Annotated in this window: 13 protein-coding genes; 8 read left to right on the top strand and 5 right to left on the bottom strand. The window is 73.0% G+C overall.

Features of this window, described 5'->3' with window-relative positions; genetic code table 11:
* Window positions 1-495: 495 nt before the first annotated feature.
* The gene (wblA, locus tag ABZ920_RS19250) at window positions 496-834 is read left to right on the top strand and encodes a transcriptional regulator WblA (protein WP_361505964.1); all 339 of its coding nucleotides are present in this window, start codon (window positions 496-498) and stop codon (window positions 832-834) included.
* Window positions 835-1,071: 237 nt separating this feature from the next.
* On the opposite strand, the gene ABZ920_RS19245 is transcribed toward wblA, so the two are convergent.
* Both ABZ920_RS19245 and ABZ920_RS19240 read right to left on the bottom strand, forming a co-directional pair.
* Window positions 1,072-2,628, bottom strand: coding sequence for an ArsA family ATPase (locus ABZ920_RS19245; RefSeq protein ID WP_361505962.1), 1,557 nt, complete (start codon window positions 2,626-2,628; stop codon window positions 1,072-1,074).
* Window positions 2,625-3,602: an ArsA-related P-loop ATPase gene (locus ABZ920_RS19240; RefSeq protein WP_361505959.1), complete on the bottom strand. Its 978-nt coding sequence runs from the start codon at window positions 3,600-3,602 to the stop codon at window positions 2,625-2,627. Before ABZ920_RS19240 ends, ABZ920_RS19245 begins: the two co-directional genes overlap by 4 nt.
* 72 nt (window positions 3,603-3,674) lie before the next feature.
* Between ABZ920_RS19240 and ABZ920_RS19235 the strand changes: the two genes are divergently transcribed.
* The 4 genes from ABZ920_RS19235 to ABZ920_RS19220 all read left to right on the top strand — a co-directional run bounded on the left by ABZ920_RS19235 (window position 3,675) and on the right by ABZ920_RS19220 (window position 6,187).
* Window positions 3,675-3,833, top strand: a complete 159-nt coding sequence (locus ABZ920_RS19235) for a DUF4177 domain-containing protein (protein WP_361505956.1) — start codon at window positions 3,675-3,677, stop codon at window positions 3,831-3,833.
* Entirely contained in the window at window positions 3,830-4,294 is a 465-nt protein-coding gene (locus ABZ920_RS19230) for a RidA family protein (protein ID WP_361505953.1), read from the top strand. Before ABZ920_RS19235 ends, ABZ920_RS19230 begins: the two co-directional genes overlap by 4 nt.
* Window positions 4,295-4,356: 62 nt before the next feature.
* Window positions 4,357-5,229 carry an NUDIX hydrolase gene (locus ABZ920_RS19225; protein WP_361505950.1) on the top strand — a complete coding sequence of 291 codons (873 nt, stop codon included), beginning with the start codon at window positions 4,357-4,359 and terminating at the stop codon, window positions 5,227-5,229.
* Between the two features lie 127 nt (window positions 5,230-5,356).
* Window positions 5,357-6,187 (top strand): MBL fold metallo-hydrolase, encoded by an 831-nt coding sequence (locus tag ABZ920_RS19220; protein WP_361505947.1) that lies wholly within the window; start codon window positions 5,357-5,359, stop codon window positions 6,185-6,187.
* A 173-nt stretch (window positions 6,188-6,360) separates the two neighbouring features.
* Here the strand turns inward: ABZ920_RS19220 and ABZ920_RS19215 are convergent, their stop codons facing one another.
* Entirely contained in the window at window positions 6,361-7,035 is a 675-nt protein-coding gene (locus ABZ920_RS19215) for a Crp/Fnr family transcriptional regulator (protein WP_355895905.1), read from the bottom strand.
* Window positions 7,036-7,390: 355 nt separating this feature from the next.
* Here ABZ920_RS19215 and nth point away from each other — a divergent pair, with 355 nt between their 5' ends.
* From nth to ABZ920_RS19200, 3 genes are all read left to right on the top strand, one after another.
* Window positions 7,391-8,443: an endonuclease III gene (nth, locus tag ABZ920_RS19210; protein WP_361505944.1), complete on the top strand. Its 1,053-nt coding sequence runs from the start codon at window positions 7,391-7,393 to the stop codon at window positions 8,441-8,443.
* A 250-nt stretch (window positions 8,444-8,693) separates the two neighbouring features.
* On the top strand, window positions 8,694-9,389 hold the full coding sequence (locus ABZ920_RS19205) for a CoA pyrophosphatase (RefSeq protein WP_361506061.1): 696 nt from the start codon (window positions 8,694-8,696) through the stop codon (window positions 9,387-9,389).
* 96 nt (window positions 9,390-9,485) lie between these two features.
* The gene (locus ABZ920_RS19200) at window positions 9,486-10,685 is read left to right on the top strand and encodes a MarP family serine protease (protein WP_361505941.1); all 1,200 of its coding nucleotides are present in this window, start codon (window positions 9,486-9,488) and stop codon (window positions 10,683-10,685) included.
* Between the two features lie 384 nt (window positions 10,686-11,069).
* On the opposite strand, the gene ABZ920_RS19195 is transcribed toward ABZ920_RS19200, so the two are convergent.
* On the bottom strand, window positions 11,070-12,020 hold the full coding sequence (locus ABZ920_RS19195) for an alpha/beta hydrolase (protein ID WP_361505938.1): 951 nt from the start codon (window positions 12,018-12,020) through the stop codon (window positions 11,070-11,072).
* Window positions 12,017-12,511, bottom strand: coding sequence for a phage holin family protein (locus ABZ920_RS19190; RefSeq protein ID WP_361505936.1), 495 nt, complete (start codon window positions 12,509-12,511; stop codon window positions 12,017-12,019). The genes ABZ920_RS19195 and ABZ920_RS19190 overlap by 4 nt, the downstream gene beginning before the upstream one ends.
* Window positions 12,512-12,571: the final 60 nt, after the last annotated feature.

Below are 12,571 nucleotides of genomic sequence, written 5' to 3'. Positions count from 1 at the left end.
GAAGACCCCGGCCCTCACGGCCGACCCGCTTGACGGCATAGCAACGTGAGGTGTCTACGTTCTCAATCGCCGGACACGCGCGAAGGCATTGGCCTAAGCTGCTCTCGACTGTCACAGCTGTGCGGCCACCTATCAATACGTGTGACGGCATCGGAACGTTCCGCGTCCGGCCCGGTTTTCTTCGCCGGGCGTGTCCGGGGGTGCCGGAGCGCGCTGAGGCCGGGTGGAGAGCGTGCCCGGAAACCGTCTCGAGTGCCGTGCGGCATCCGGTGCGGCGCGACGGAATCATCCCGCGATGCCTGGAACGTCGCGCATGTCGCCAGCTCACTCCCCCGGGTGATCTGCCGCTTACCCATAGTCCGTTCGGACCATTCAAGATTGGGCCCGCTGGGGGTGTTGCGCTGTGCCCGCCTTCCGTAACGTCCTCAACTGGCGGCGGTGAATATGCCGCTGCCGCCGTGGGGGAGCCTCGATTCGGGAGAGGACGGCGCCGGTATGGGCTGGGTAACCGACTGGAGTGCGCAGGCGGCCTGCCGCACTACCGATCCGGATGAACTGTTCGTACAGGGAGCAGCGCAGAACAGGGCCAAGGCGGTGTGCACGGGTTGCCCGGTGCGCACCGAGTGCCTCGCCGACGCGCTCGACAACCGTGTCGAGTTCGGCGTGTGGGGTGGCATGACGGAGCGGGAACGCCGTGCGCTGCTGCGCCGGCGGCCGACCGTCACCTCGTGGCGCCGGCTGCTGGAGACGGCTCGGACGGAGTACGAGCGCGGGGTCGGCCTGGTGCCCCTCGACGACGACCAGGTGTACGAGGACTTCGCGGCCGTGGGCTGAGGGAGCCTACCCGGCCCCCTGAGGGCGCCCCGTCCGGAACTGCGGAAGGCGGGAGCCGGTGCCGGGTGCGTCGCTAAGGCCCCGGGAGACGCTTCCTGCCGGGGCCTCGGCACGCGGCGTCCGGAGCCGGCGGCCGGGTGCGTGCCGAGACAGGGGCGTTGGACGCGCGCCCCTGATCGGCGCGGGACGCGCGCGCCCGCCGGGGTGAGGTGAAGGCAGCCGGGGCCGCCTTCGCGGTCAGCCGGTCGGGTCGGGAAGCTCGCGCCGGTTGTCCGCGAGCCGGTTCCCGATGTCCCGCAGTCCCGCCAGGTCGTGCACGTCGCCGGGCAGCGCGGCCACTTCGGCCACCGCGACCTCCGGGTGCAGCGCGGTGAAGCGGTCGCGGGTGCGCTGCTCGCGCGAGAGCAGGTGCATGCGCTCGGCGTGCAGCCTCAACAGGCCCGCCGCGACGCGGTCGACGGACTCGTCAGGTGCGCCGGACCCGTCGAGCCCGGCCTCCTGGGGGTCCGCCAGGCCGGCGCGGTCCCGGCCGGGGTCCGAGTCCTTCTCCGAGCCCTTCCCACCCGGGGCCTGCGCGTCCGGTTCCAGCGTGTCGGATTCCTGCGCGGCCGCGTCCCGCCCAGCCGTGCCGTGCGCGCCGGAGAGGTCCTGGTCGGCGGGGGAGCCGTCGTCGGGAACCGGTGCGCCGGATGCGGGAGAGTACGAACCGCCGTACGTGTCGGGAGAGTTACGAAGTCTTGCTTTCCCGTCCCCCTGATCCACAATGCGGGCGTCCTCAAGATTTTCCGCGGCGGCGACAGCCCGTTCGGCCGACAGCCCGTCGGCGCCGCTGCCGTGCACCCGGTTGAGCACCAGACCGGCGAGCGGCATCCGCTCCGCGGCCAGCCGCTCCACGAAGTACGCGGCCTCCCGCAGCGCGTCCCGCTCCGGGGCCGCGACCACCAGGAACGCCGTCCCGGGTGCCTGGAGCAGCTTGTACGTGGCGTCCGCGCGCGTACGGAAGCCGCCGAACGTGGTGTCCATCGCGGCCACGAACGTCTGGACGTCCTTGAGCAGCTGACCGCCCAGCAGCTTGCCGAGGGTGCCGGTCATCATCGACATGCCGACGTTGAGGAACTTCATGCCCGCGCGGCCGCCCAGCTTGGCCGGGGCCGTCAGCAGACGGATCAGCCGGCCGTCGAGGAAGGAGCCGAGCCGTTTCGGCGCGTCCAGGAAGTCCAGCGCCGACCGCGACGGCGGTGTGTCGACGACGATGAGGTCCCACTCGTCCCTGGCCCGCAGCTGGCCGAGCTTCTCCATCGCCATGTACTCCTGCGTGCCCGCGAAGCCCGCCGAGAGCGACTGGTAGAAGGGGTTGGCCAGGATCGCGGCCGCCCGGTCGGGGTCCGCGTGCGCCTCCACGACCTCGTCGAAGGTGCGCTTCATGTCGAGCATCATGGCGTGCAGCTCCCCGTCGCCCTCCGTGCCCTTCACGCGGCGCGGGACGTTGTCGAGGGAGTCGATGCCCATGGACTGGGCGAGCCGGCGGGCCGGGTCGATGGTGAGGACCACCACCTTGCGGCCGCGCTCGGCGGCGCGCAGCCCGAGGGCCGCCGCCGTGGTGGTCTTGCCCACCCCGCCGGAGCCGCAGCACACGACGATCCGCGTCTTCGGGTCGTCCAGGAGCGGATCGACGTCCAGCACGCGCGTCGGCGCCAGCCGGCGGGCGGAGTCGTGCGTGTGCGGGCGCGACGGGTCGTGCGCGTGGGTCGAGGGCACCGCGGTCTCCCGCGCGGGGGCCGGATCCGGGCTCATGACATCCCCTGCTTCCGCAGCTCGGTCGCCAGTTCGTACAGGCCCGCGAGGTCCATGCCCTCGGCGAGCAGCGGCAGTTCGTGCAACGGCAGTCCGAGTTCCCCGAGGGCGGAGCGCTGCTCCTCCTCCAGCAGGTACCGCTCGGCGTACTCCTCGGCCTGCTCCAGCAGCGGGTCCACCAGCCGCTCGGCGTTCCCGCCGCGCCGCGCGCCGCCGAGCCCGGCGGCCGACAGTGACCGGGCGAGGCCGGCGCGGGGGACGGTGCGGACCAGGTCGAGGTCGGCGCCGTCCAGTATCCGCGGCCGGACCATGTTCACGACGACCCGTCCCACCGGCAGGCGGGCGGCGCGCAGTTCGGCGATCCCGTCCACGGTCTCCTGGACGGGCATCTCCTCCAGCAGCGTCACCAGGTGCACGGCGGTCTCCGCCGACTTCAGCACCCGCATCACCGCCTGCGCCTGGTTGTGGATGGGGCCGATCCTGGCGAGGCCGGCGACCTCGTCGTTGACGTTGAGGAAGCGGGTGATGCGCCCGGTCGGGGGTGCGTCCATGACGACGTAGTCGTAGACGAAGCCGCCGCTCCTGTCCTTGCGCCGCACCGCCTCGCACGCCTTGCCGGTCAGCAGGACGTCCCGCACGCCGGGCGCGATGGTGGTGGCGAAGTCGATCGCGCCGATCTTCTTCAGGGCCCGGCCGGCGCTGCCGAGCTTGTAGAACATCTGGAGGTACTCCAGAAGGGCCAGTTCGGGGTCTATGGCGAGTGCGTACACCTCCCCGCCCCCGGGAGCCACCGCGATCTTTCGCTCCTCATAGGGCAATGCCTCCGTCTCGAAGAGCTGTGCGATGCCCTGCCGGCCCTCGACCTCGACGAGGAGCGTTCGCTTCCCCGCCGTGGCCAGGGCCAGCGCGAGGGCGGCGGCGACCGTCGTCTTTCCGGTCCCGCCCTTGCCGCTGACGACCTGGAGCCTGCTCACGTCTTCGAGCCTAACCAGTCAGCGCCCGGCCTACGCGGGAGGCTGTGGACAACAGCGGCTACAGTCGCCCCCATGACCAAGTGGGAATACGCAACCGTGCCGCTGCTCGTCCACGCCACCAAGCAGATCCTGGACACCTGGGGCGAGGACGGCTGGGAGCTCGTCCAGGTCGTGCCCGGGCCGAACCCGGAGCAGCTGGTGGCCTATCTGAAGCGGGAGAAGCAGGTATGAGCGCGGTCGAGGCGAGGCTGGCCGAGCTGGGCCTGACGCTGCCCGCGGTCGTGCCGCCGCTGGCCTCCTACCAGCCCGCCGTGCAGTCCGGCCCCTACGTCTACACCTCCGGCCAGCTGCCGATGGTGGAGGGCAAGCTCCCGGTCACCGGCAAGGTGGGCCTGGAGGTCACGCCGGAGGAGGCCAAGGAGCTGGCGCGCACCTGTGCGCTGAACGCCCTCGCGGCCGTGAAGTCCGTCGCGGGCGACCTGGACCGCATCGCGCGCGTGGTGAAGGTGGTCGGCTTCGTCGCCTCGGCCGCCGACTTCACCGGCCAGCCCGGCGTCGTCAACGGCGCCAGCGAGCTGCTGGGCGAGGTGCTGGGCGACAAGGGCGTGCACGCGCGAAGCGCGGTCGGCGTGGCGGTGCTGCCGCTGGACGCGCCGGTGGAGGTCGAGGTCCAGGTCGAGCTGGTTCCGTGAGGAGCCGGCCCCGGCCCCGGGCGCCTCTCGAACATTCGCTCACCACGGGATAGCCTCCGCCCATGGCGAATGGGCAGTGGTTCCCCGAGGACTGGCCGGACCGCATCCGCGCGCTGGCCGACGGCACCCTCACCCCGGTCGTTCCGAGGCGTGCGGCCACCGTCATGCTCCTGAAGGACACCGGCGCCGGTCCGGTCGTCCACATGCTGCGCAGGCGGGCCTCCATGGCCTTCGCCGGGGGCGCGTACGCGTACCCCGGCGGTGGCGTCGACCCGCGCGACGACGACCACCACATCCGCTGGGCGGGCCCCACGCGCGCGTGGTGGGCCGAACGGCTCGGCGTCGACGAGGCCGGCGCCCAGGCCATCGTCTGCGCGGCCGTGCGCGAGACGTACGAGGAGGCGGGCGTCCTGCTCGCCGGTCCCACGCCGGACTCCGTCGTCGGTGACACCACGGGCGCCGACTGGGAGGCGGACCGCGCCGCCCTGGTGGCGCGGGAGCTGTCCTTCGCCGAGTTCCTCGACCGGCGGGGCCTGGCCCTGCGGTCGGACCTGCTGGGCCCCTGGGCCCGCTGGATCACCCCCGAGTTCGAGTCCCGCCGCTACGACACCTGGTTCTTCGTGGCCGCGCTCCCGGAGGGCCAGCGCACCCGGAACGCCTCCACGGAGGCCGACCGCACGGTGTGGATCCGTCCCGGCGACGCGGCGGCCGCGTACGACAGGGGCGAGCTGCTGATGATGCCGCCCACCATCGCGACCCTGCGCCGGCTGGCCCCGCACGCCACCCCCGCCGAGGCGCTGGCGGCGGCCCGGACACGCGACCTCACCCCCGTCCTCGCCCAGGCCCGTCTGGTGGACGGCGAGATCGTCCTGTCCTGGCCGGGCCATGACGAGTTCACCCGGCACGTCCCCACCGGGGCGGCACCACCCGCGTGACGATCCGCACCGGACGGGCCGGGACGCCTCCCGGCCCGGCGGCGCCCGACCAGCGCGGCCCGGACAAGCCGCACGACCAGCACGACCCGCTCGGCCGGCATCACCGACGTCCAGGAAGGTCCCCCGCATGACGGACGCAGCAGCGCTCCCCGGGCAGCCCCGGGGCGGCGTGCTCTCCGGACCCGCCACCGCGCGGGCCGTCAACGTGCTCGCGCCCAACGCCTCCGCCATGACCCTGGACGGCACCAACACCTGGATCGTCTCGGAACCCGGCTCCGACCTGGCCGTCGTGATCGACCCGGGTCCGCTGGACGAGGGCCACCTGCGCACGGTCGTCGAGACCGCGGAGCAGGCGGGCAAGCGCATAGCCCTGACCCTGCTGACGCACGGCCACCCGGACCACGCCGACGGCGCCGGACGCTTCGCCGAACTGACCCGCACGGAGGTGCGCGCCCTCGACCCGGCGCTGCGGCTGGGCGACGAGGGCCTGGCCGCCGGGAACGTGATCGTGGTCGGCGGCCTCGAACTGCGGGTCGTGCCGACCCCCGGCCACACCGCGGACTCCCTCTGCTTCCACCTCCCGGCCGACCGGGCGGTCCTGACCGGTGACACCGTGCTCGGGCGCGGCACGACGGTCGTGGCCCACCCCGACGGCCGGCTGGGCGACTACCTGGACTCCCTGCGGCGGCTGCGGTCGCTGACCGTCGACGACGGCGTGCACACGGTCCTGCCCGGCCACGGGCCCGTCCTGGAGGACGCCCAGGGCGTGGTCGAGTACTACCTCGCCCACCGCGCCCACCGGCTCGCCCAGGTGGAGACGGCGGTCGAGGACGGCTACCGCACCCCCAGCGAGGTGGTCGCCCACGTGTACGCCGACGTTGACCGGTCCCTGTGGCCCGCGGCGGAGCTGTCGGTGCGGGCGCAGCTCGAATACCTGTGCGAGCACGGACTCATCTGACGCCGCCCGCCCGGCGCCGGCGCCTCGCCCACCGGAGGCCGGCCGGGCCCCGCGCGGCACGGGCCGCTCTGGCGGCGGGCCCGGACGGCATCGGGCGTGAGCGACGGGGGACGGCAAAGGTCCCGCCTCGTACGAGACGGGACCACATCGGCGTACGGCCGCCGGGCGCCGGGTCAGCGGGAGCGCTTGGCGAGTCGTTCCACGTCCAGCAGGATGACCGCGCGGGCCTCCAGCCGGAGCCAGCCGCGCTGGGCGAAGTCGGCCAGCGCCTTGTTCACGGTCTCGCGGGAGGCGCCGACCAGCTGGGCCAGCTCCTCCTGCGTCAGGTCGTGCACGACGTGGATGCCCTCCTCGGACTGCACGCCGAAGCGGCGGGAGAGGTCCAGCAGGGCGCGGGCGACACGGCCCGGCACGTCGGAGAAGACCAGGTCGGACATCTGGTCGTTGGTCTTGCGCAGGCGCCGCGCGACGGCGCGCAGCAGGGCGCCGGCCACCTCGGGCCGCGCGTTCAGCCAGGGCTGGAGGTCGCCGTGGCCGAGACCCAGCAGCTTGACCTCGGTCAGGGCGGTCGCCGTCGCGGTGCGCGGGCCCGGGTCGAACAGCGACAGTTCGCCGATGAGCTCGCCGGGGCCGACGACGGCCAGCATGTTCTCGCGGCCGTCGGGGGACGTGCGGTGCAGCTTGACCTTGCCCTCGGTGACCACGTAGAGACGGTCGCCCGGGTCGCCCTCGTGGAACAGCGAGTCGCCGCGTGCGAGGGTCACCTCCGTCATGGAGGCGCGGAGCTCCGCGGCCTGCTCGTCGTCGAGCGCCGCGAAGAGCGGATTGCGCCGCAGAACGTCGTCCACGAGTTCTCTCCTTGTCGACCTGCTCAGGGGAGTCTCGCTCCCCAGGTGTGCCAGGGGACCGGGTTCCCCATTTTGCCGGACGGTCCGAACAGTGTGATCTGTCACAAGGATGCCGCACAGGTGTCCCGGGGTAAGCGGCAGGGGGCCGATTGGGGAGCGATCTTCCAGGTCCGAAGCGGATCCCGGCGCCGACCCTTAGGCTGGCCGGGTGTCCAAATCGCCGGTGAGAGCACAGAACGAGGGGGCTGCGCGGGTGGTTGCACGGAAGGGTTGCGCTGTGGGCGAACAAGAGCCCGAGGGTCGCGCGAAAGGCGCGAAGGCGGCGAAAGAGGCGCCCGCGGAGAAGCCGGCGCCGGTGAGGAAGAGCGCCGCGACGAGGGCCGCCGCGAAGGACACCCCCGCGTCGGGGAAGGCGGCTCCCGCGAAGAGGACCGCCGCGAAGAAGGCCACCGCCGCCCAGAAGACCGCTGCGTCCCCCGCCGCGAAGAGGACCACCGCCAGGAAGACCGCCGGCGGCGCCGCCCTCGTGAAGAAGGCGAGGCCGCCGCGGAAGGTGACCGTCGCTCCCGAGGCCGCCACGGCCCCCGTGAAGCAGGTGTCCGCCGAGAGGACCGTCGCCCCGAAGCCGTGGAAGAACGAGTCGCACACCGCTCTCGTCCGCCGCGCCCGCCGAATCGACCGCGAGCTCGCCACGGTGTATCCGTACGCCCACCCCGAGCTGGACTTCGAGAACCCCTTCCAGCTGCTCGTCGCCACGGTCCTGTCCGCCCAGACCACGGACCTGAGGGTCAACCAGACCACGCCCGCGCTCTTCGCCGCGTACCCCACCCCCGAGGACCTGGCCGCCGCCAATCCGGAGGAGGTCGAGGAGATCCTGCGGCCCACCGGGTTCTTCCGCGCCAAGACCAAGTCGGTGATGGGTCTGTCGAAGGCGCTGGTGGAGGAGTTCGGCGGCGAGGTGCCGGGCCGGCTGGAGGACCTGGTCAAGCTGCCCGGGGTCGGCCGCAAGACCGCGTTCGTGGTCCTCGGCAACGCCTTCGGCCGCCCCGGCATCACCGTGGACACGCACTTCCAGCGGCTGGTGCGGCGCTGGCGGTGGACCGACGAGACCGACCCCGACAAGATCGAGGCAGCCGTCGGCGCGCTCTTCCCGAAGAGCGACTGGACGATGCTGTCGCACCATGTGATCTTCCACGGCCGCCGCATCTGCCACGCCCGCAAGCCCGCCTGCGGTGCCTGCCCGATCGCCCCGCTCTGCCCGGCCTACGGCGAGGGCGAGACCGACCCGGAGAAGGCCAGGAAGCTGCTGAAGTACGAGAAGGGCGGCTTCCCCGGCCAGCGACTGAAGCCGCCGCAGGCGTACCTGGACGCGGGCGGCAGGCCGGCGCCGCCGCTGGGGGCCGGATGAGGCAGGCGGAGGACCGTCCCGCGGCGGGCACCGGACACGGCGGCGCGGTTCGGGCCGGCCATTGGACATGGCAGCCCGGTCCAGGCCGCCACGGGATACGGCGGCCGGCCCGTTCCGGCCACGGAACACCACCGGCCGGCCCGCCCCGGCCGGAAGGCGGTCCGGTCGGCCGGCGGGCCGCGGGTGCGCGGACCGGTGGAACGAACTCCGGCGACCGGGCGTTGGACGCAGCAGGACGACGGGGGTGGCGATGACGCGCGCGAGCGAGACCCAGGGTGGCCAGGTGGTGCTCAGCAAGGAGGGCCTGCCCGGCTGGCTGGATCCGGTGGTGCGCGCGGTGGAGACGGTCCAGCCGGTCCAGCTCAGCCGCTTCCTGCCGCCGGAGGACGGCGCGGGGCGCCAGTCCGCCGTCCTCATCCTCTTCGGCGAGGGGGAGCGGGGGCCGGAGCTGCTGCTGATGGAGCGGGCCAGTTCGCTGCGCTCGCACGCCGGCCAGCCGTCCTTCCCCGGCGGCGCCCTCGACCCGGAGGACGGCGACCCGGAGGGCGACGGGCCGCTGCGGGCCGCCCTGCGCGAGGCCGAGGAGGAGACCGGACTCGATCCCGGCGGGGTGCAGCTGTTCGGCGTGCTGCCGAGGCTCTACATCCCGGTCAGCGGCTTCGTCGTGACGCCCGTGCTCGGCTGGTGGCGCGAGCCCAGCCCGGTCGGCGTCGTCGATCCGGCCGAGACGGCCCGGGTGTTCACGGTGCCCGTGGCGGATCTCACGGACCCGGCGCACCGCGCCACGACCGTCCACCCCAGTGGCCACCGCGGCCCGGCATTCCTGGTCGAATCGGCCCTCGTGTGGGGGTTCACGGCCGGGATCATCGACCGCCTGCTCCACTTCGCGGGCTGGGAGCTGCCCTGGGACCGGGGCAAGCAGGTCCCACTCGACTGGCGGTCATGACAGGGTGGGGTCCGTGCCGTCCCGCCGGAGGGACGCATCCCAGGTCCCCGGCCGGCCCGTGGTGAGACGGAAGAAGATGAGGCGAGGCTCGAAGCGGTGAACGTGCTGGACATCCTGCTGCTGGTCGCCGCTGTGTGGTTCGCGGTCGTGGGCTACCGCCAGGGCTTCGTGGTCGGCATCCTGTCGGTGATCGGCTTCCTGGGCGGCGGCCTCGTCGCCGTCTACGCCCTCCCGGTCATCTGGGACGCCCTGACGGACGACTCGGCGGTCAGCACGACCGCCGCCGTCGTCGCGGTCGTCGTCGTCATCGTGTGCGCGTCGGTCGGCCAGGCGCTCACCACGCACCTGGGCAACAAGCTGCGCGTGCACATCACCTGGTCCCCGGCCCGTGCCCTGGACGCCACCGGCGGCGCCCTGGTCAACGTCGTCGCCATGCTGCTGGTCGCCTGGCTCATCGGCTCCGCCCTGGCCGGCACGACGCTGCCGACGCTGGGCAGGGAGGTGCGCACCTCCAAGGTGCTGCTCGGCGTCTCGCGGGCGCTGCCCGCGCAGGCGGACACCTGGTTCGCCGACTTCTCCTCGGTCCTCGCGCAGAACGGCTTCCCGCAGGTCTTCAGCCCGTTCGCGAACGAGCCGATCAACGAGGTCCGCCCGCCGGACGCGGCCCTCGCGAACAGCGTCGTCGCCGCCCGGGCCAAGCGGTCCGTGGTCAAGGTGATGGGCACCGCCGAGAGCTGCGGGAAGGTCCTCGAGGGCAGTGGCTTCGTCTTCGACGACCGGCGGGTCATGACCAACGCGCACGTCGTCGGCGGCGTCGACGAGCCCACCGTCCAGATAGGCGGCGAGGGCGAGAAGTACGACGCGAAGGTTGTCCTCTACGACTGGCGGCGCGACATCGCCGTCCTCGACGTGCCGGACCTGAAGGCGCCCGCGCTGAAGTTCGCCTCCGCCGACGCGAGCGGCGGCGACAGCGCGATCGTCGCCGGCTTCCCGGAGAACGGCGCGTACGACGTCCGCGCCGCGCGCCTGCGGGGACGCATCACGGCCAACGGCCCGGACATCTACCACCGCGGCACCGTCCGCCGTGACGTGTACTCGCTCTACGCCATCGTCCGCCAGGGGAACTCGGGCGGCCCGCTGCTCACGCCCGACGGCAAGGTCTACGGCGTGGTGTTCGCGAAGTCCCTCGACGACGCGGAGACCGGCTACGCGCTCACGGCCGACGAAATCCGGCAGGACATCGCCGAGGGGCGCACCGCGAACCGGCAGGTGGGCAGCGACGCCTGCGCTCTGTGAGGCGCGAGCGGCCCGCCGCCACGAGGTTCAGCCGGGCGCGTGACGCCCGGGCGGCCCGTTTCCGCGACAGGGGCGGGAGGTCAGTCGCGCGCGTGGCGGAGCCGTACCGAGACCCAGCGTGCCCGGCGGCGCAGGATGTGCGGGATCCCCACCCGGTCCGTGCCCGGCATCTGCGGTGCCCCCCGCCGGTGGGAACTGAGACCACCCGTCGAGCGGTGGTCGCGTGCCGCGTCACTGTAGTCGTGCGTCCAGCCCATACCCGGACCTGTGCCCCTGCCCGAAGGTCGATAACCGCCCGCCGGCTCCCCAATTGGCCTATGCGCCGGGCACATGGCCGAACAGGGCACAGGTGTTCGCGTCAGGGCACCGCCCGCGTCGGAGCCGTCACCGGTCGGGTTCGGGATCCTTCAGCCAGTTGACCAGTTCGGTGGAGAACGCGACCGGGTCCTCCTCGTGCGGGAAGTGGCCCAGTCCGTCGAACAGCCGCCAGCGGTAGGGCGCTTCGACGTACTCCCCGGAACCGGCCGCGCTGCGCGTGCGCTGCACCGGGTCCAGCGAGCCGTGCAGGTGCAGTGTGGGCACGCGCACGGGCCGCTTCATCCGCCGGTAGAACTGGATGCCGTCGGGGCGGGCCAGGGAGCGCACCATCCAGCGGTACGGCTCGATCGAGCAGTGCGCCGTGGAGGGGATGCAGATGGCGCGGCGGTACATCTCCACGGCGTCGTCGTCCGGCAGCCGCGGTCCCGACCAGTCCCGGAGCAGGCGGGCCACGAGCGCGCCGTCGTCGGCCGTGAGCTGCCGCTCGGGGATCCAGGGCCGCTGGAACCCCCAGATGTAGGAGCCGGCGGCGGTCTGCCGGACGTCGGTCAGCATCGCCGAGCGCCAGCGCCGGGGATGCGGCATCGACGCGACCGCGAGGCGGCGGACCAGCTTGGGGCGCATCGCGGCCGCCGTCCACGCCAGGTAGCCGCCCAGGTCGTGGCCGACCAGGGCGGCGTCCGGCTCACCGAGCGAGCGGATCACGCCGGTGATGTCGAGGGCGAGGTTGGCGGGGTCGTAGCCGCGGGGTGTGCGGTCGCTGCCGCCCACGCCCCGCAGGTCCATGGCGACGGCCCGGAAGCCCGCGTCGGCGAGTGCGACGAGCTGGTGGCGCCAGGTCCACCAGAACTGCGGGAAGCCGTGCAGCAGCAGCACCAGCGGTCCGTCGCCGAGCTCGGCGATGTGGAAGCGCGCGCCGTTGGCGGCGACGTCGCGGTGGGTCACCTTCGTCCCGCCGGGAAGGTCGATCCGGACGACCGAGGTGGGATGCGCCGAAGGGGTGGCTGGGTCCGTCATGACGACGAGCGTGCCACAGCCTCGACTGCCTCCGGGGCCCGCTCCTCCAAAGCCGGGATTTCGGGGCGCGGGTGCGGCTTGGCCTTCTGCAGCACGCCGGCCGTCTCCTTCACGGACGCGGCGACCTTCTGCGGCCCCTTGCCCTTCTTGGCCTTCTTCGCGAAGACGACGCCGATCAGCGCGAGGAAGGCGGCGACGAGGACGTTGGCGGCGAAGGACAGCAGGAAGCAGACCGCGAGGTTCCAGCCGCTCCAGGTCCGGATGCCGTAGGCGAGGGCGAAGTTGAGCATCGGCAGGGAGAACAGCAGCAGCACCCCCGCCGCGCTGAACGCGCCGCCGCTCGTCGCGCCGCGCTTGACGTCCCGCTTCAGCTGGGCCTTGGCCAGGGCGATCTCGTCATGCACCAGCGCCGACAATTCGGTCGTCGCCGAAGCGACCAGCTGGCCGATGCTGCGTTCGGCACCGACCGGGCCGCCGTCGGGTGCGCTCATCGCGGTCTCCCTCATCTGTCTGCGTCTGTCCGGCTGGAAACGGTCCTGACGTTTGTACCG

Origin of the sequence: Streptomyces sp. NPDC046831 (assembly GCF_040645305.1) — a bacterium.
Lineage (GTDB): Bacteria > Actinomycetota > Actinomycetes > Streptomycetales > Streptomycetaceae > Streptomyces.
The sequence above is the reverse complement of the archived record's forward strand: the minus strand, read 5'-3'. Positions and strand labels throughout refer to the sequence as shown.